The organism is Streptomyces sp. NPDC048142 (assembly GCF_043202835.1).
Lineage (GTDB): Bacteria > Actinomycetota > Actinomycetes > Streptomycetales > Streptomycetaceae > Streptomyces.
This window is the reverse complement of record NZ_JBIDBC010000001.1, coordinates 78,846-97,193: the sequence shown is the minus strand read 5'-3', so window position 1 is coordinate 97,193 and position 18,348 is coordinate 78,846. Positions and strand designations below refer to the sequence as shown.

15 protein-coding genes and 3 pseudogenes are annotated in these 18,348 nt (G+C 71.6%); 5 read left to right on the top strand and 13 right to left on the bottom strand.

Annotated features, from left to right (window positions below):
* Window positions 1-43: 43 nt before the first annotated feature.
* Together ACGF2Y_RS00425 and ACGF2Y_RS00420 are read left to right on the top strand one after the other, a co-directional pair.
* A pseudogene (locus ACGF2Y_RS00425) lies at window positions 44-838 on the top strand (Scr1 family TA system antitoxin-like transcriptional regulator); the annotation flags it as partial.
* Window positions 839-879: 41 nt separating this feature from the next.
* Window positions 880-1,143 (top strand): DUF397 domain-containing protein, encoded by a 264-nt coding sequence (locus ACGF2Y_RS00420; protein ID WP_392941685.1) that lies wholly within the window; start codon window positions 880-882, stop codon window positions 1,141-1,143.
* 119 nt (window positions 1,144-1,262) lie between these two features.
* On the opposite strand, the gene ACGF2Y_RS00415 is transcribed toward ACGF2Y_RS00420, so the two are convergent.
* The 10 genes and pseudogenes from ACGF2Y_RS00415 to ACGF2Y_RS00370 all read right to left on the bottom strand — a co-directional run.
* Entirely contained in the window at window positions 1,263-1,496 is a 234-nt protein-coding gene (locus tag ACGF2Y_RS00415; RefSeq protein WP_392941683.1) for a hypothetical protein, read from the bottom strand.
* Window positions 1,497-1,652: 156 nt separating this feature from the next.
* Window positions 1,653-3,038: a hypothetical protein gene (locus ACGF2Y_RS00410; RefSeq protein WP_392941680.1), complete on the bottom strand. Its 1,386-nt coding sequence runs from the start codon at window positions 3,036-3,038 to the stop codon at window positions 1,653-1,655.
* 129 nt (window positions 3,039-3,167) lie between these two features.
* Window positions 3,168-4,775, bottom strand: a complete 1,608-nt coding sequence (gene cimA, locus ACGF2Y_RS00405) for a citramalate synthase (protein WP_392941677.1) — start codon at window positions 4,773-4,775, stop codon at window positions 3,168-3,170.
* 340 nt (window positions 4,776-5,115) lie between these two features.
* Complete coding sequence (locus ACGF2Y_RS00400; RefSeq protein WP_392941675.1) at window positions 5,116-5,730, bottom strand: TetR/AcrR family transcriptional regulator; 615 nt, start codon at window positions 5,728-5,730, stop codon at window positions 5,116-5,118.
* Window positions 5,727-6,770 (bottom strand): agmatine/peptidylarginine deiminase, encoded by a 1,044-nt coding sequence (locus tag ACGF2Y_RS00395; protein ID WP_392941672.1) that lies wholly within the window; start codon window positions 6,768-6,770, stop codon window positions 5,727-5,729. Before ACGF2Y_RS00395 ends, ACGF2Y_RS00400 begins: the two co-directional genes overlap by 4 nt.
* A 162-nt stretch (window positions 6,771-6,932) precedes the next feature.
* Entirely contained in the window at window positions 6,933-8,036 is a 1,104-nt protein-coding gene (locus tag ACGF2Y_RS00390; protein WP_392941671.1) for a branched-chain amino acid aminotransferase, read from the bottom strand.
* A gap of 256 nt (window positions 8,037-8,292) precedes the next feature.
* Window positions 8,293-9,336 (bottom strand): 3-isopropylmalate dehydrogenase, encoded by a 1,044-nt coding sequence (locus ACGF2Y_RS00385; RefSeq protein WP_392941668.1) that lies wholly within the window; start codon window positions 9,334-9,336, stop codon window positions 8,293-8,295.
* 191 nt (window positions 9,337-9,527) lie between these two features.
* Window positions 9,528-9,656: a hypothetical protein gene (locus ACGF2Y_RS00380; RefSeq protein ID WP_392941666.1), complete on the bottom strand. Its 129-nt coding sequence runs from the start codon at window positions 9,654-9,656 to the stop codon at window positions 9,528-9,530.
* A gap of 263 nt (window positions 9,657-9,919) precedes the next feature.
* A pseudogene (locus ACGF2Y_RS00375) lies at window positions 9,920-10,372 on the bottom strand (LysR family transcriptional regulator substrate-binding protein); the annotation flags it as partial.
* A 162-nt stretch (window positions 10,373-10,534) separates the two neighbouring features.
* Window positions 10,535-11,001, bottom strand: a pseudogene (locus ACGF2Y_RS00370) (LysR family transcriptional regulator); the annotation flags it as partial.
* A gap of 132 nt (window positions 11,002-11,133) precedes the next feature.
* Between ACGF2Y_RS00370 and ACGF2Y_RS00365 the strand changes: the two are divergent.
* Complete coding sequence (locus ACGF2Y_RS00365) at window positions 11,134-12,144, top strand: NADP-dependent oxidoreductase (protein ID WP_392941663.1); 1,011 nt, start codon at window positions 11,134-11,136, stop codon at window positions 12,142-12,144.
* A gap of 94 nt (window positions 12,145-12,238) precedes the next feature.
* On the opposite strand, the gene ACGF2Y_RS00360 is transcribed toward ACGF2Y_RS00365, so the two are convergent.
* A complete protein-coding gene (locus ACGF2Y_RS00360) occupies window positions 12,239-13,306 on the bottom strand; it encodes a S1 family peptidase (RefSeq protein ID WP_392941660.1) in 1,068 nt (355 codons plus the stop codon).
* Between the two features lie 208 nt (window positions 13,307-13,514).
* Between ACGF2Y_RS00360 and ACGF2Y_RS00355 the strand changes: the two genes are divergently transcribed.
* A complete protein-coding gene (locus ACGF2Y_RS00355) occupies window positions 13,515-14,225 on the top strand; it encodes a nitroreductase family protein (RefSeq protein ID WP_392941658.1) in 711 nt (236 codons plus the stop codon).
* Between the two features lie 144 nt (window positions 14,226-14,369).
* Here the strand turns inward: ACGF2Y_RS00355 and pruA are convergent, their stop codons facing one another.
* Both pruA and ACGF2Y_RS00345 read right to left on the bottom strand, forming a co-directional pair.
* Window positions 14,370-16,001, bottom strand: coding sequence for an L-glutamate gamma-semialdehyde dehydrogenase (pruA, locus tag ACGF2Y_RS00350; protein WP_392941656.1), 1,632 nt, complete (start codon window positions 15,999-16,001; stop codon window positions 14,370-14,372).
* Between the two features lie 81 nt (window positions 16,002-16,082).
* Window positions 16,083-17,009 (bottom strand): proline dehydrogenase family protein, encoded by a 927-nt coding sequence (locus tag ACGF2Y_RS00345; RefSeq protein WP_392941653.1) that lies wholly within the window; start codon window positions 17,007-17,009, stop codon window positions 16,083-16,085.
* A gap of 180 nt (window positions 17,010-17,189) precedes the next feature.
* Between ACGF2Y_RS00345 and ACGF2Y_RS00340 the strand changes: the two genes are divergently transcribed.
* Window positions 17,190-18,338, top strand: a complete 1,149-nt coding sequence (locus tag ACGF2Y_RS00340; RefSeq protein ID WP_392941651.1) for a PucR family transcriptional regulator — start codon at window positions 17,190-17,192, stop codon at window positions 18,336-18,338.
* Window positions 18,339-18,348: the final 10 nt, after the last annotated feature.

Here is an 18,348-nt window from a genome sequence, read left to right as displayed (position 1 = left end):
TCTGACGGGTTGACAGCGGGACCGGAACGGGGAGAGCCAGGTCATGCAAAACGGAAAGCAGAGCGGCATCAGGCGAGTTACCTCATGGCAGCTGGTCGGGGCGCAGCTGCGCCACCTCCGCAAGCTCGCCGGGCTGACCCAGGCGGCCCTCGCCGAGCAGCTCGGGGCGGGCGAGGACACGATCGCCTCAATCGAGCAGGGCCGGCGGGCACTTCAGCTGGACCTGGCCGTCCAGCTCGATGAACTGCTGGAGACCAAGGGCGTGTTGCGGATCGCGGTGGAAAGGATTCCACGGAAGGAGCGCTACCAGGCGCTGGTCAAGGACTTCGTGCAGTACGAGCAGAACGCGCTGAGCCTGCTCTGGTACGAGTCGCAGCTCATCCCTGGACTGCTCCAGACCGAGGCGTACGCGCGCTTCATCTTCGGCTGCAACTACCCGCCACTCGAAGAGGAGGAGATCGAGAAGCGGGTGGCGGACCGGCTCGGCCGCCAGAAGATCCTGGAGCGCAAACCCCGGCCGATCCTCCACTTCATCCTGGAGGAGAGCATCCTGCACACCCAGCTGGGCGACCCCGAAGTAATGCGGGAGCAGCTTCTCCATCTGCGGCGCTGCATGGATCTGCCGTTCGTCACCATTCAGATCATGCCCCGGAACACGCCTCGGCACGCCGGGCTCGCGGGACCACTCGTTCTACTGGAGACGCCCGACCACGACGGGCTCGCTTACGTCGACGGCCAGCTGCGCGGAGAGCTGTACGACGAACCCGCCGACGTCAGCGCACTTATGCAGAGGTATGGGATGCTGCGTTCCCAGGCGCTCACCGTCGCGGAGAGCACCCGGCTACTGGACGCACTGCTTGACGCACTGCTTGGAGAGACATGCCCCGCGCAGCACACCCCGGCCCCACAGCCCTCCACTGGTTCAAGTCCAGCTACAGCAACGGTGACGGCGGAAACTGCGTTGAGGTCGCCTACCACTGGCACAAGTCCAGTTACAGCAACGGTGACGGCGGAGCCTGCGTCGAAGTCGCCGCCCATCCCTCCGCCATCCACATCCGCGACTCCAAAGTGACCGACGGTCCCGTCCTCACCGTCGAGCCCGCCGCCTGGAGCGCCTTCGTGCACAGCGGCACGGCCCTCTGAGCCGTACCCCTTACCCCGCACCCCGTACCCCGTACACGGAAAGAGCTGCCCCGCTTCCAGCCGACAAACGCGGCCGGAAGCGGGGCAGCTCTCGGTGGACCTGGCCCGTGAACCTCGGCTCAGCTGAACCGGGCGTCTTCCACGGTGCTGGTGACCGTGCCGGCGGTGGAGGTCGTCGCCCCCGCCGCCCCGTCGACCAGCTTGCCGAGGTCCCCGACGCCGTCCAGCGCGCCCAGGCTGACGGGCGGTTCGGCTGCGTGCGCCGTGTCCCCGCCTCCCGGGGGCGGGCTGATCGCGGCGATGACCGCTCCGGCGGCGAGAGTGACAACGGCGAGTGCGCTTCGCTTCTTCATGCCCGTATCAACGGTCGGCACCGGCCAAAGGGCACGCTCCGATTCTCCGGCCGCAGCGCCGCAGGCCGTCCCCGCCCCCATGCGAGGTTCGCGGCAGCCGGGGCAGCGCGGCCAGGGCTGATCACTTCGCGGCCCCGTGCGGGGCGGACTGCGGGCTCAGAAACCCCCGCCGTCGAACCCGCCGAAGCCTCCGCCGTCGCCGAAGCCGCCGCCCCCGCCGAAGCCGGAGGAGTCGAAGTCGGAGCCGGAGAAGTCGCCGCCGCCCCAGTCGCCGCCCTCGCCGCCGCCGAAGTCACCGCCACCGTACTCGGAGGCGTACGCCGGGGTGGCGAGCATCGAGCCGAGCATGGTGCCGACGAGGAGGCCGGGGAGCAGGCCGCCGCCGAAGTAGCCGCCGGCCCAGGGGCCATACGCCGGGCCCGCTTCCCAGTACGGGCGGCGGTTGCCGTCGCCCACGTCGACCGTACGGCTCATGGGGTCCTCGCCCCGGCTGAGCCGGATCTCGTCCGCGCCGCAGACCGGGACCTCCCGGGCCGCGCCGCCGGAAGGGGTCCACAGGACCTCCGTGACGGCGGGGCCGTGGCGCGGGTCGAAGAAGCACGGCGGGCGGCGGGCCGGGAGTTCCGCGCCGGTGCGGCGGGCCTCCAGGACGGCCAGGGAGTAGCGGCCCTCCTCCAGGGACTGGGTGACTCCGCGTACGTCCGAGGGGTGTGCGGCCTTGTCCATCCTGGTCTTGGCGCTCTCGTAGGAGTCCAGGGCCCGTTCGTAGTCGGCGCGCATGGTGTCGTCCGCGCCCGGTTCGGCGGGGTGGAAGTCCAGACGTTCCAGGGTTTCGCCGTACGCGGTGATGTCCTCGTCGACGACGACCCGGAGCTTGTCGAGCGCGATGCGCTCCTCTTCCTCCGTGCGGCGCTTGTTGCGGCGGGAGATCGCGTACGCGCCCGCGCCGCCCGCCGCGACCAGGGCGCCGAGCGTGATCAGGCCGCCGACCGGGGCTCCGGCCCCGTCCGCCGCGCCTCCGCCGCCGGACCAGGAGGCGGGGGCCGTGCCCCTGGCCTGCTCGACGGCGCGGTCGACGAAGGCGTTGAGCTGGGCGTTCGTGTCCGTGGCGGTGGCGGGGTTCTGCACGGATGCGGTGAGGTTGTCGACCGCGCGGATCGGCATGACCTGCGGGTCCGCGCCCGCGTCGAAGCCGTCGCCGAGGCGGACCGCGTAGACGCCGGTGATGCCGGTCTCGGTGCGCAGGGTCTGGAGGAGGCCTTCCTCGGGGAAGGCCGGGGTATCGGGCAGGACGGCCACGAACACCGGCTTGTCGGCGTCCATGATCTTGTTCTCCAGGGCCTTCTCGTCAGCGACGGAGAGCTGATCGCGAGCGCCCGGGGCCACGTGGACCGGGTCGTCGCGCAGGGCCTGGGCGGCGTCCTGGATGGTCGCGGCAGGCGCGGCGGGCGCCGCCGACGCGGAGGAGGTCAGGGCGAGAGCCGCTGCTGCGAAGATGAGCAGCAGGCCCGCCAGCAGCGCGGGTATGAGCCTTTTCCTCATACTTAACGCTACTCCAGACGGGCGGCGGACGTCGCCCGCCCGGAGAGCGCCCCAGGGCGTCCGTCGCCCCCGCGAAGACGATTGACCGGCCCCGTTCGCCGGCCGCACGGGCGACGAGGCCGGGCCGGGCTACTCCGTGGGCTCGACGCCCGCGCGCAGCAGTCCGTAGGTGTACGCGTCCTCCAGCGCCTGCCAGGAGGCGGCGATGACGTTCTCGGCGACCCCCACGGTCGCCCAGTCGCCGGTGCCGTCGCCCGTGGTGATGAGCACCCGGGTGGTGGACTCGGTGCCGGTGCGGCCCTCCAGGATGCGGACCTTGTAGTCGACCAGCTCCAGCTTGGCGAGCTGCGGGTAGATCCGCTCCAGGGCCACGCGCAGGGCCCGGTCCAGCGCGTTGACCGGACCGTTGCCCTCGGCGGTCGCGACGATCCGCTCGCCCTTGGCCCAGAGCTTCACGGTCGCCTCGTTGGCGTGGGTGCCGTCGGGGCGGTCCTCGACGATCGCCCGCCAGGATTCCGTACGGAAGTAGCGCCGGGCCCGGCCCTCGACCTCGCCGCGCAGCAGCAGTTCGAAGGAGGCGTCGGCGGCCTCGTAGGTGTAGCCCTTCAGTTCGCGTTCCTTGACGCGCTCCACGACCCGGCCGACCAGGGCGCGGTCGTCGCCGAGGTCGATGCCGAGCTCCTTGCCCTTCAGCTCGATGGAGGCGCGGCCCGCCATGTCGGAGACCAGCATCCGCATGGTGTTGCCGACCAGCTCGGGGTCGATGTGCTGGTAGAGGTCGGGGTCGACCTTGATGGCGGACGCGTGCAGCCCGGCCTTGTGGGCGAAGGCCGAGACGCCCACGTACGGCTGGTGGGTGGAGGGGGTGAGGTTGACGACCTCGGCGATGGCGTGCGAGATGCGGGTCATCTCGGCGAGCGCGCCCTCGGGCAGCACCTTCATGCCGTACTTGAGTTCCAGGGCGGCGACCACGGGGAAGAGGTTGGCGTTGCCGACCCGCTCGCCGTAGCCGTTGGCCGTGCACTGGACGTGGGTGGCGCCGGCGTCCACGGCGGCCAGGGTGTTGGCGACGGCACAGCCGGTGTCGTCCTGGGCGTGGATGCCGAGCCGGGCGCCGGTGTCGGCGACGACGGTGGAGACGACGGCCTGGACCTGGGCGGGGAGCATGCCGCCGTTGGTGTCGCAGAGGATGACGACCTCGGCGCCCGCCTCGTACGCGGTGCGGACCACGGACTTGGCGTACTCGGCGTTGGCGCGGTAGCCGTCGAAGAAGTGCTCGCAGTCCACGAAGACCCGGCGGCCCTGCTCACGCAGGTGGGAGACGGTGTCACGGACCATCTCCAGGTTCTCCTCCAGGGTGGTGCGCAGGGCCAGCTCGACATGGCGGTCGTGCGCCTTGGCCACCAGCGTGATCACCGGGGCGCCGGATTTCAGGAGCGCCTTCACCTGGGGGTCGTCGGCGGCGCTGCCGCCCGCCCTGCGGGTCGCGCCGAACGCCACGAGCTGGGCGTTCTCGAACGTGATCTCCTGCTGGGCGCGGGCGAAGAACTCCGTGTCGCGCGGGTTGGCCCCCGGCCAGCCGCCCTCGATGTACCCCACACCGAAGGTGTCCAGATGACGGGCGATGGTCAGCTTGTCGGCGACCGTCAGGTTGATGCCCTCACGCTGAGCACCGTCGCGCAGTGTGGTGTCGAAGACATGGAAACTGTCGTCGGTGGCGTTGGCCTTGGTGGTCATGCTGATCTGACTCCTGTCGGATGAGTGGATCCGGACGGTCTGGGGCTGTTCGGGGAACCCGGAACAGCCCCCAGCTCCACTTGCCCCCATCATCCCGCGCGCTCCGCTCCGGCCCGGGTGCGGGCCGGAAAACGAAAAAACCCCTCGCGGGTGCGAGAGGTCTGCGCGCGGGTCTGGGGCACGATGGCCGCGCCGTACGTGGTGGTACGGGACGGTCACTGCGGACCGGCGCGCCTGCTGCCAATAATCATGACGAACGAGGACACGGCAGCAGTCTGGCACAGCGTCGGCGCCGTGACGGCGGTGTCTCAGGATGCGGTCGTGACGCCGGTCGCACCTCTCACGCGGCGCCCGCCGTCAGCGTCTCGTCGAGGAACTCCGCCGTCTGGGCGAGCACCTGCTCCCGGCCCGTCCCTGGGATCCCCACCGTCACATGGATGCTGAACCCGTCGAGCAGCGCCCGCAGCCGGGCGGCGAACCGGTCGGCGTCCACCGGCCGGAACTCGCCGCGCGAGATCCCCTCGGCGAGCAGCGCCACCAGGTCGCGGTGCCAGACCCCCTCGATGGCGGCCTGCCGGGCGCGGGCGTCGTCGTCGGCGTTCTGCGAGCGGCCCCAGACCTCCAGCCAGAGCGTCCAGTGGGGGTCGCGGTGCCCGGCGGGCAGGTAGAGGCCGATGTACGCCTCCAGCCGCTCCCGGGCCGTCCCCGGCCGGGCGAGCAGGGCGACGCGCTCGGCCCCGAGGCGCCGCTCGCTCCACTCCAGGGTCTCCAGGAGCAGTTCGTCCTTGGTGCGGAAGTAGTAGAGCAGGTGCCCGCTGCTCATCCCCACCTCCCGCCCCAGCCCGGCCATGGTCAGCCCGTCGAGCCCGCGTTCGGCGATGGTGGCCATGGCGGCGGCGAGGACGTCCTCGCGGGGCGGGGCGGCGTGGTGGACGCGGCGGGGGGCGGGGGTCATGGGTTCGCTCGTACCTTCGGCTGCTGCTGGGTGACGCAGTGGATGCCTCCACCACCGGCGAAGATCGTACGGGCGTCGACGAGGGTCACCGTACGGTCCGGGAAGAGGCCCCGGAAGATCGCGGCGGCCTGCTCGTCGCGCGGGTCGTCGAAGGCGCAGAGGACCACGCCGCCGTTGCAGAGGTAGTGGTTGATGTAGGAGTGGTCGACCCACTCGCCGTCCTCGTCGCGCAGCACGGTGGGCGCGGGCACCTCGACGACTTCCAGCCGGCGGCCCCTGGCGTCGGTGGCGGCCCGCAGGATCGCCAGGTTCTCCCGGGTGACCTCGTGGTCGGGGTGGGCCGGGTCCGGCTGGACATGGGCGACGACGGTACCCGGGCGGGCGAAGGCGGCGACGATGTCGACATGGCCGAGCGTGCCGTACGTCCCGTAGTCGCCGGTCAGCCCCCGGGGCAGCCAGATGGCCTTCTCGGTGCCGAGGCGGGCGTGGATCTCGGCCTCCACCTGCTCCCTGCTCCAGCCGGGGTTGCGCTCCTTGCCGAGCTGGACGGTCTCGGTGAGCAGGACGGTGCCTTCGCCGTCCACGTGGATCGCGCCGCCCTCGTTGACGAGCGGGGAGCTGTGGGCGGGGACACCGGCCAGCCCGGCGACGGTCCGGGCGATGTGCTGGTCGTGCTCCCAGCGGGCCCATTCCTGGGCGCCCCAGCCGTTGAACGTCCAGTCGACGGCGGCGAGGGTGCGGCCGTCGGTGACGAAGGTGGGGCCTATGTCCCGCATCCAGGCGTCGTCGAGCGGCCGTACGACCAGCTCGACGTCGGGGCCGAGCAGCGCCGCCGCCCCCTCCTCCTGACCGGGCCCGACGACCATGGTGACCGGCTCGAAGCGGCGTACGGCACGGGCGACGCCGGCCCAGGCGTGGCGGGCCTCCGCCAGCTCGGCGTCGGAGGCGAAGGTGGGGTTGGGTCCGGGCCAGGCCATCCAGGTGCGCTCGTGGGGAGCCCACTCGGGAGGCATGCGGAAGGGGGCGGGGGCGGGGACCATGGGAGCTCCTGTAACGACGATGGTTAGAGTGCCACTCTAACCATGACGTATGGCCATCCGAAAGATTCCCGGCATTTCTTCGAGCGGCACTCAATTCTCCGTGTACGGAAAAGGCCGCACCGGGCGACGGGCCGGGTGCGGCCTGGTCCGGACGAGAAGCCCTTAGCCGAGCGGGTGCATCCAGCCGTGGGTGTCCTCGACGACACCGCGCTGGATGTCGAGGAGGCGCTCCCGCAGCTTCATGGTGACCTCGCCGGGCTCGCCCCCGCTCTGGGTCCACTCGCCGCCCTCGGACTTCACCAGGCCGACGGGGGTGATGACAGCGGCGGTGCCGCAGGCGAAGACCTCGACGAGGGTGCCGTTCGCGGTGTCGTCGCGCCACTGGTCGATGGAGACCCGGCCCTCCTCGGATTCGTAACCGAGGTCGCGGGCGACCTTGAGGAGGGAGTCACGGGTGACGCCGGCGAGCAGCGAGCCGGTGAGGGCGGGCGTGACGAGCTTCTTCGAGCCGTCCTCCTGGGCGTACACGAAGTAGAGGTTCATGCCGCCGAGCTCCTCGACCCACTTGTGCTCGACCGCGTCGAGGTAGGCGACCTGGGCGCAGCCGTGCGAGGCGGCCTCGGCCTGGGCGAGGAGGGAGGCGGCGTAGTTGCCGCCGGTCTTGGCGTCACCCATGCCGCCGGGGACGGCGCGGACGCGGTTCTCGGAGAGCCAGATGGAGACCGGCTTCACACCGCCGGGGAAGTAGGCGCCGGCGGGCGAGGCGATGACCAGGAAGAGGTACTCGTTGGCCGGCTTCACACCGAGGCCGACCTCGGTGGCGATCATGAACGGGCGCAGGTAGAGGGACTCCTCGCCGCCGTGCGCCGGGACCCACGCCTTGTCCTGCTGGACCAGCGCGTCGCACGCCGCGATGAACGTCTCGACGGGCAGCTCGGGCATGGCGAGCCGGGCGGCCGAGCGCTGGAAGCGCCGGGCGTTGGCGTCGGGGCGGAAGGAGGCGACCGAGCCGTCGGGCTGGCGGTAGGCCTTCAGCCCCTCGAAGATCTCCTGCGCGTAGTGCAGGGTCATGTTGGCCGGGTCCAGCGACAGCGGGCCGTAGGGGACCAGCTCGGCGTCGTGCCAGCCGCGGCCCTCGGTCCAGCGGATGGTCACCATGTGGTCGGTGAAGTGGCGGCCGAATCCGGGGTTGACCAGCATCGCCTCGCGCTCCGCGTCGGACAGCGGGTTCGAGGAGGGCTTGAGCTCGATCGTGGGCGTCGTCATGAGTGCGTGTCCTTCACCGGTCTTGTGTGTGATGGACCGCGCTCACGACCGTCTCTGCCCGACGTTTTTCGGTCAGGTCCTAGGACGTCCGAGCTTTACCGCAAGCCACGGCCCCGCGTTCGATTATCTCCTGCGGGGGGCCGTGCACGAAATGGTGTGAATGCGGTCCAGGGGTCGATGGTGGCACCCGGGGGCCGCACAGGTGAAGCCGCCGGGTGCTTTCGCTGACCCGGCGGCTTCGAATGGAGTCGTCGGGTCAGCTCGCTACGCGTACCGCGAGGGCGTCGCCGATCTCGTCGGTCGTCCGCGTGGCGGCTCCGCCGCGCTCCGCGAGATCGGCGGAGACGGCGTCCTCGATGCGCACGGCCTCGGCCTCGTAGCCGAGGTGGCGCAGCAGGAGGGCGACGGAGAGGACCGTGGCGGTCGGGTCGGCCTTGCCCTGCCCCGCGATGTCGGGGGCGGAGCCGTGGACCGGCTCGAACATCGACGGGAACGCGCCCGTCGGGTTGATGTTGCCGGAGGCGGCCAGGCCGATACCGCCGGAGACGGCGGCGGCGAGGTCGGTGAGGATGTCACCGAAGAGGTTGTCGGTGACGATGACGTCGAAGCGCTCCGGCTGGGTGACGAAGAAGATCGTCGCGGCGTCGACGTGCAGGTAGTCGGTGCTGACCTGCGGGTATTCGGCGGCGACCCGGTCGAAGGTGCTCTTCCACAGGTGGCCGGCGTAGACGAGGACGTTGTTCTTGTGGACCAGCGTCAGCTTCTTGCGCGGACGGGCCGCCGCACGCTCGAAGGCGTCCCGGACCACGCGCTCGACGCCGTACGCCGTGTTGAGGCTGACCTCGGTGGCGACCTCGGCGGGGGTGCCGGTGCGCAGCGAGCCGCCGTTGCCGGTGTACGGGCCCTCGGTGCCCTCGCGGACGACGACGAAGTCGATGTCGGGGCGGCCGGCGAGCGGGGTCGCGGTGTTCGGGAAGAGCTTGGAGGGGCGCAGGTTGATGAAGTGGTCGAAGGCGAAACGCAGCTTCAGCAGCAGCCCCCGCTCCAGGACGCCGGACGGCACGGACGGGTCGCCGATCGCGCCGAGGAGGATGGCGTCGTGGTTCTTGAGGGCTTCCAGCTCCGCGTCCGGGAGGGTGTCACCGGTGCGGTGCCAGCGCTGGGCCCCGAGGTCGTACTCCTTGGTCTCCAGCTTCACATCCGGCGGGAGGACAGCGTTGAGGACCTTGAGGCCCTGGGCCACGACTTCCTGGCCGATTCCGTCACCGGGGATCACTGCGAGATCGATGCTGCGAGACATGCCGGAAGCCTAACGGTGCGTCCCACCCCATGACATCCGACGTCCAGCATGCGGACGGGTCGTGCAAGGGGTGTTCGATGTACGGGGCGGACGGGTGCGGATGGGCGGAGTACGAGCGGGCGCAGTGCGGGTGGGCGCCGTGCGGGTGGGCGGAGCACGGGTGGTGGCCCCCCGGCTCAGCGGCACCCGGCTCAGTGGCCGGTCGAGCCGCCGTTGTCGCGACGGTCCAGAGCGCGCTGGAGGGCGGCGGCGGCGTTCTTGCGGTCCGACTCCGACTGACGGGGAGTGTTGCGGACGCGACGGGCGGTGATGGTGGTCATGGGGGATCGACTCCTTGAGATCGCGTGGATGCCGGGACCGGGCGCGAGGCACGGACGGCGGCCGGGGAGGGCCGCGACGCCGGACGGGCAGCACGGTGCCGGGGGATCAGGATCGGATTTCGAGGCGCCGGAAGGGGCGGGGAGCGTACGCCGCAGGGGTTACCTGCTCCGGGGCGCGCGCCCGCAACCGCCACAGTCGCTCGATCGAGCGATTCGTTCGGCTCCTACAAAGCTAGGACAGTCCGGCCGCTCTGTCTCCACAGTTAGTCGGACTTCCTACTATCTGAGACGGGCGCCTCCGCGCGTTCCGCCCGCAGTTCCCGGATCAGCGCCCGCACCGCGAGCGATCGTGCCTGCTCAGGGGTGGTGACATAGCCGATCGAGCGGGTGGGACGGTCAGCCCCGAGAGCAGTGATCTCCGTTCCGTCGGGTGCTCCGTACAGGGACAGACCGGGCATGATCGCCATGCCGAGGCCACGGGACACCATCGAGAGCACCGCCCCGTCGTCCTCGGCCTCGACCGTCGCCCGGGGGATCCACTCCTGGGCCGCCCACCAGTCGCGGGTGTACGAGGTGCAGTTCTCGGCCCAGTCGACCAGGGGCAGCGTGCGGGGCGCCGCGTGTCCGGCCGGGTGCACCAGGGAGTACTCCTCCTCCAGCAGTACGCCGCCGACCAGCCCCGGCGGCACCGGTGGGGTGGTCCCGAGCGTCGCGACGGCCAAGGGCTGTCCCGCAATCCCTGGTGGATCAGCGCGCGGCGTCAGATGCGGTGCATCGCAAGGCGGAGGGACGTCCGCATACTGGATGTATTCGGGCGTTCCGACAACGCGGCGAGGTGCCGTAGCTGTCGTCGTGCGCCCGCCAGGGATTGCGGGACAGCCCTCAGGTCCGCCCGCCCGTCCAGCACTTCGCCGGCCGTGCCCCGGCCCACCTCGCGGACCATCCGGACCACCGGCTCGATCCCGGGATGGCGGGCGGTCAGACGCTCCAGTGCCGGCGGCAGCAGATACAGGGCGGCGCTGCGGAAGGCGGCGATCCGCAGCGGGCCGCTCATCGTCTCCGCGCCGCCGGACCCGGCGGCGGCCCCCCGGGCCTCGGCGCCCAGCACGTCGAGCAGCCGCAGGACGCGCCGGGCGTGCCCGGCGGCCACGTCACCGGCCGGGGTGGGCGCGGCGCCGAGCCGCCCGCGCTCGAAGAGCACCGCGCCGATCTTGCGTTCGCTGGCGCGTACGGAGTGGGACACGGCGGACTGCGTCATACCGAGGGTCCGGGCGGCGGCCGAGAATCCGCGTGCGTCGGCGACGGCGGCGATGACGCGGAGTTCCTGCGGCAGGAGGTCGGTCATCGCGCCGCCCGCCCCATGCCCTGCGCCCCGGGCGATCCCGGGCCCGACACATGAGAGCTGCTCATGGAAATGATTCTTCCATCGACGCCACCCCCTGCCCGACCGGCGTGTTCCCTCTTTATCGTCCATGGCATGACGACACAGCGCACCGCCCGCACCTATCACCTCGCCGCCCGGCCGCACGGCTTCCCGACGGCGGATCTCTTCGCCGTCGACGAGTCGCCCGTACCGGAGCCGGCTCCCGGCACGGCGGTGGTGGAGAACCTCTACCTCTCGGTGGACCCGTACCACCGCGAGGAGATGGACGGCGGCTGGGAGTTGGGCGTCCCGCTGGAGGGCCGCGCGCTCGGCCGGGTGACCGCCTCCCGCGCCCCCGGACTCGCGGAGGGCGACCTCGTCCTGCACCGCGCGGGCTGGCGGACCCACGCCCTGGTGACGCCCGGCGAAGGCAGCGTGCGTCCGGTGCCCTCGTACGACGGGGTCCCGCTCACCGCCCACCTCTCGATCCTCGGCGGGACCGGGCTCACCGCCTATGTGGCGCTCACCCGGACGCTGGAATTCCGGGCCGGTCAGGACCTGTTCGTCTCGGCGGCGGCGGGCGGGGTCGGCACGGCGGTGGGGCGGATCGCGCGGCTGCTGGGCGCCGGACGCCTCATCGGCAGCGCGGGAACACCGGCGAAGGCCGCCCGGCCGACCGGGGAGCTCGGCTTCGACGCGGCCTTCGACTACCACGAAGGACCGGTCGGCGAACTGCTGGCGAAGGCGGCCCCGGACGGCATCGACGCCTATGTCGACAACGTCGGCGGGGACCATCTGGAGGGCGCGATCTCCGTACTCCGCGAGCACGGGCGGATCGCCTGGGTCGGCGCCATCTCCCAGTACCACTCCGCGCACGAGCCGCCCGCCGCTCCGCGCAACCTGTTCGACATCGTGGAGAAGAGCCTGCGCCTGGAAGGCGTGATGGTGCGCAACTACCCTGACGCGCAGCGGGAGTTGGACGCACTTCTGGTGCCCCATCTGCGAAGTGGCCTGATCGTGCCGGACGTCACCGTGGTGGACGGCTTCGAGCGGACGGTGGACGGGTTCCTCGGGATGCTGCGGGGCGAGAACACCGGGAAGATGCTGATCCGGATCGCCGACTGAGGCCCGCCCGGACCGGGGTGCGCGGTGGTCCGGGCGGGCGGGGCGAGCAGTGGCAGTGGAGGTGGCCAGCGGTGGCGGGGCCAGCGGTGGCGGCTCAGTACACCGTCACGCCGTACGCCGAGAGCGCCTCGGTGACCGGCTGGTGGATGGCCGAGCCCGAGGTGCCCGAGCAGCCGGAGCTGCCGGAGTGGATGCCGAGGGCGACGGATCCGGCGAAGTGGGCGCCGCCGCTGTCGCCGCCGGCCGAGCAGGCGGTGGTGCGGACCATGTTGTAGACGGGCCCGTCGCTGTAGTTGACGGTGACGTTGACGGCGGTGACCGTGCCGGAGGTCACCCTGGTGGTGGACCCGCTCTTCTGGATCGCCTGGCCGACCACGGCGTTGGCGGCGGAGGTGATGTCCCGGGTGGATCCGTTGTAGAGGTCGACGGCCCCGGCGGGCGATGAGCCGTCGGTGTAGCGGACGATGCCGTAATCGTTGACCGGGAAGCTACTGCCCTCCCGGACGCCGATGACCGGACCGCCGGAGCGGGCCGACCAGTTGGCGGAGATGTCGGTGCAGTGTCCGGCGGTCACGAAGTAGCGCGCCCCGCCCTTGGTGACGTTGAAGGCGGCCGAGCAGCGGCTGCCGCCGCCGTAGATCGCTCCGCCGCCCAGCACCTCGCGGTGGAAGACGCCCGGTACGCGCTTGATGTCGACCGCGCCGTCGAGCCGTTCGGCGACGGCTTCGAGGCGGGCCATGTCCCGTGCGGAGACGGAGGAGTCGGCCTCGACCGCGACCCGGTTGGTGCGCGGGTCGACGCCCCAGGAGGTGCCGGTGATCTTCGCCTCGGCCTCCAGGGTGTCCATCACGGCGTCGAGCCGGGCGGCGCTGCGGGCCACCCGGCGGACGGTGGCGCCGGCGGCGCGGGCCTGCTCCTCGGCCCGGTCGGTGGTGACGGTGACGACCAGTTTCCCGGTCTTCGCGTCGAGGTAGCTGCCGGCGGTGGCGGCCCCGAGCCGGCGTTCGACGGCGGCGTCGAGCGCGTACGCGGACGGGGCGGGGATCGCCGAGGGGGCGGCATCCGGGGTGTCGGCGGCGGTGGAGGGGGCGGCTCCGAGGCCGAGGGCGCCGGCGACGAGCAGCAGGGAAACACCCAGGCGCGCACGGGAGTTGCTTCTCATGGGGGGAGCTCCTTCAGGGTGACGTGTGGGGACGTACCGAGAAGGAATTTGACATGCTCATTACTTATTTCACAAGACCGCGTGCCGGGGCCCCGCTGGGCGGACAGGCCGCACCGGTCACCGGTCATCGGACGCTGACCGGGACCGGCTCCGCGCCTGTCCGAAGTCCCGCTTCCCCCCGGCCGCCCCCACCGCGCACACTGCGGCCATGTCCGACACGACGCCCGCACCCCCGCAGTGGTCGCCCACTCACGGCGACCCGTACCGCCCCACGCCCTACCGCCCCGAGCGGATCGCCCCCGAGGAGTCCCTCGCCCGCGCCGCCCGGCTGCGGGAGGGCATGGACGGGCGCAGGACCGTCCGCGCCTTCTCCCCCGACCCGGTCCCCGAGCAGGTGCTGCGCGACGCCATCGCGTGCGCGGCCACCGCCCCCTCCGGCGCGCATCAGCAGCCGTGGACCTTCGCCCTGGTCAAGGACCCCGAGGTCCGCCGCCGGATCCGGGAGGCCGCCGAGCACGAGGAGAAGGTGAGCTACGACGGACGGCTCGGCGAGGAGTGGCTGGCCGCGCTGCGCCCGCTGGGCACGGACGCGGTGAAGGCCCATATGACGGACGCGCCCGCCCTGATCGTGGTGTTCCAGCAGCGCTACTGGCTGGGCGAGGACGGCACGAAGCGCAAGCACTACTACGTCGACGAGTCGGTCGGGATCGCGGTGGGCATGCTGCTCACCGCCCTGCACCTGTCCGGTCTCGCCGCGCTGATCCACACCCCGAGCCCGATGCGCTTCCTCGGCGAGGTCCTGAACCGGCCCGGGAACGAGAAGGCGTTCGCCGTGATCCCCGTCGGCTATCCCGCCGACGACTGCGTGGTCCCCGACCTGGTGCGCAAGTCACTGCACCAGGTGCTCGTGGAGATCTGAGGAGCCTCGCCGGGCCCGTGAACGCGGCACACCCATGGAAACCGCCCCCCGGCCGGCAGGGGGGCCGGTCGGGGGGCGGTGCTCAGGAGGTCTCCGGAGAGACCCCGGTTCCGGGGCGTCGTGCTGCGGCGCCCCGGGAGGGCGTCAGCCCTGGTGGGGGTAGGTGTAGTCGGTCGGCGGGACCAGCGTCTCCTTGATGGCCCGGGTCAGGGTCCAGCGCTGGAGGTTCTGCGGGGCGCCCGCCTTGTCGCAGGTGCCGGAGGCGCGGCCGCCGCCGAAGGGCTGCTGGCCGACGACGGCGCCGGTCGACTTGTCGTTGATGTAGAAGTTGCCCGCGGCGTAGCGGAGCTTGTCCATCGTGTACGCGGCGGCCGCGCGGTCGCCCGCGATGACCGAGCCGGTCAGCGCGTAGTCGGAGACCGACTCCATCTGCTCCAGCATGGCGTCGTACTTCTCGTCCTCGTACACGTGGATCGCGAGGATCGGACCGAAGTACTCGGTCGTGAAGACCTCGCTCGAAGGGTCGGAGCACACGATGACGGTCGGGCGGACGAAGTAGCCCACCGAGTCGTCGTAGGTGCCGCCCGCGACGACGGTGCACGCCGGGTCGGACTTCGCGCGGTCGATCGCGGCCTTGTTCTTGGCGAACGAGCGCTCGTCGATGACGGCCCCGATGAAGTTCGACAGGTCGGTGACGTCGCCCATCGTGATCGAGTCGACCTCGGCCGCGAACTCCTCCTGGAAACCGGAGTTCCAGATGGAGGCCGGGACGTACGCCCGCGAGGACGCCGAGCACTTCTGGCCCTGGAACTCGAAGGAGCCGCGGGTCAGCGCGGTCTTCAGGATGGCGCGGTCGGCGCTGGGGTGCGCGACGACGAAGTCCTTGCCGCCGGTCTCGCCGACGAGCCGCGGGTAGGTGCGGTAGTTGGCGATGTTGTTGCCGACCGTCTTCCACAGGTGCTGGAAGGTGGGGGTCGAGCCGGTGAAGTGGATACCGGCCAGGTCGCGGTGGTTCAGCGCCACCTCGGAGACGGCGATGCCGTCGCCGGTGACCAGGTTGATGACGCCCTTGGGCAGACCGGCCTCCTCCAGGAGCTGCATCAGCAGCACGGCGGCGTGGGTCTGGGTCGGGGACGGCTTCCACACCACGACGTTGCCCATGAGGGCGGGGGCTGTGGGGAGGTTGCCCGCGATGGCCGTGAAGTTGAACGGCGTGATCGCGTAGACGAAGCCCTCCAGCGGGCGGTGGTCCATGCGGTTCCACACGCCCGGGGAGTTCGCCGGGGGCTGCTCGGCGAGGATCTGGCGCGCGTAGTGCACGTTGAAGCGCCAGAAGTCGATGAGCTCGCAGGGGGTGTCGATCTCGGCCTGCTGGGCGGTCTTGGACTGGCCGAGCATGGTGGAGGCGGCCAGCGTCTCGCGCCAGGGGCCCGCCAGCAGCTCCGCGGCGCGCAGGATGATCGCCGCGCGGTCGTCGAAGGACATCGCGCGCCAGGCCGGAGCGGCGGCGAGGGCCGCGTCGACAGCGTCCTGGGCGTCCTGCTCGGTGGCCCCGGCGAAGGTGCCGATGACGGCCTGGTGGTTGTGCGGCTGTACGACGTTCACGCGCTCGCCGCCGCCCATCCGCTTCTCGCCGCCGATGGTCATCGGCAGGTCGATCGGGTTGTCGGCGAGCTCCTTGAGCTTCACCTCCAGGCGGGCGCGCTCCGGGGAGCCCGGGGCGTAGGAGTGAACCGGCTCGTTGACCGGCGCGGGGACCTGGGTGACGGCGTCCATGGTTGCCTTGTCTCCTTTTGGTGTCGGCGGGGATGGATGTGTCGGCCGTGGCCGGTTCAGCCCGGGGTCGGGGCTGGGTGCTCAGCCCTTGGTGAGGATCGAGCGGCCGAAGAACAGCAGGTTGGCCGGCTTCTCCGCGAGGCGTCGCATGAAGTATCCGTACCAGTCGGTGCCGTACGCCGTGTAGACGCGCATCCGGTGGCCCTCGGCCGCGAGCCGGATGTGCTCGTCGCTGCGGATGCCGTACAGCATCTGGAACTCGTACTCATCCAGTTTGCGCCCTGCCTGGCGGCCGAGCTCCTGGGCGATGGCGATGAGACGGGGATCGTGGGACCCGATCATCGGGTAGCCCTCGCCCTCCATCAGGATCTTCGTGATACGGACGTACGCCTTGTCGATCTCGGCCTTGTCCTGGTACGCGACGGAGGCGGGCTCCTTGTAGGCGCCCTTCACGATGCGGACGCGGCTGCCGGCCTCGGCCAGGCGGCGGGCGTCGTCCTCGGTGCGGAACAGGTAGGACTGGATGACACAGCCGGTCTGCGGGAAGTCCTTCCGCAGCTCCTCGTGGATGGCGAACATCGAGTCGAGGGTGGTGTGGTCCTCGGCGTCCAGGGTGACCGTGGTGCCGATGGCGGCCGCCGCCTCGACGACCGGGCGCACGTTGGCGAGGGCCAGCTCGTGGCCGTTCTCCAGCGCTTGGCCGAACATGGACAGCTTCACGGACATCTCGGCGCGGGTGCCCAGGCCCAGCGCCTTCAGGCGCTCGATGAGCTCCAGGTAGGCGTCGCGGGCGGCCTCGGCCTGCGCGGGGGTGGTGATGTCCTCGCCGACGACGTCGAGCGTGACCTCCAGGCCCTTGTCCGCGGCGTCCTCGACGACCGGCACGACCTCGTCGACGCTCTCCCCGGCGATGAAGCGGTCGACGACCTGCTTGGTGCCGGGCGCGGCCGAGACGAACCGGCGCATCTTGTCGCTGCGCGATGCGGCGAGAATCACGGGACCCAGCACGGGGTACCTCCACGAATGTACGGACGAGGGGCCATAACGGTACGAACGTAAACGGACCGGTACGGCACGGATAACCACCGTGAAATCTAGGGACCGCTCCGATCCTGTGCCATCGACACCTGTCACGCATCCGTGGCCGCCATCTCAGACATCTGTCTGAAGGAGTGCGAGAATGGCCCGGTGACAGGTGACTACCAGGAACTGGTCGACGAGATCTCGGCCCTTCTCGACGCCCCGGCCACCCTGGAGAACCGGGACTTCGGCCTGGTCGCCTTCGGAGCCCACGACAGCGACGACGACACCGCGATGGACCCGGTGCGGACCCGCTCGATCCTGACCCGGCGCTCCACGCCCGCCGTGCGCGCCTGGTTCGAGGGGTTCGGCATCACCCGGGCGACCGGGCCCGTCCGGATCCCCGCCGCCCCCGAGGCCGGGGTGTTCCGGGACCGCGTCTGCCTTCCGGTACGCCATCGGGGTGTCGTCCTCGGTTACGTCTGGCTGCTCGACGCCGACCCGGGCCCGACCGACGAGCAGCTGGCCGCCGCGATGGAGGTCGCCGCCCGGATCGGGGCGCTGCTCTCCGACGAGGCGCGGGCGGGCGCGGACCTCTCGCGGGAGTTCGGCGCGGTGCTCGCGGCGGGCCCCGGCCGGCAGCACGACACCGCCGTCGCCGCGCTGGGCGAGGCCCTGGGGCGGGACGCGGAGGGGCTGCACACGGTGGTGTGCGTGACCCCGTGGGCGGATGACACGCCTTCGGTACGGGGGGTGGCCTCGGCGGCCGCGCTGGCGTCGGTCGCCGCGCCGGGGGCCGCCGGGCCGGTGTCGCTGGCCGCACTGGTCCGGCTGCGCTCGCCGGACCGCCTGGACCCGGCCCTGAGCGCCGCGGACCGGCTGCGCACCACCGCCGGCCCGGCCGCCACCGGGGGGATCGCCGCTCCGCGCCGGGGTCTGGACGCACTGACGGTCTCCTGGCGCGAGGCCACCGCCGCGGCCCGCGCGGCACGGGCCGAAACCCGGTTCGGCCCGGTCGCCCGGTGGTCGGGGATCGGCCCGTACCGCCTGCTGACCGCCCTCCCGGGCACCGGCGACGGCCCCGTGGACCCGGCGGTCGCCTCGCTGCTGACCCCGTCGCACCGGGAGCTGGCGCACACCGCCGAGGTGTTCCTGGACCACGCGGGGCAGGCGGGCCGGACGGCCGCCGCGCTGGGCATCCACCGCCAGACGCTGTACTACCGGCTCTCCCGGATCCAGCAGATCACCGGCCTGGACCTGAACGACGGCGAGGACCGGCTGCTGCTGCACATGGCGGTGAAGCGGGCGCGGCTGTAACGGCGTTCCG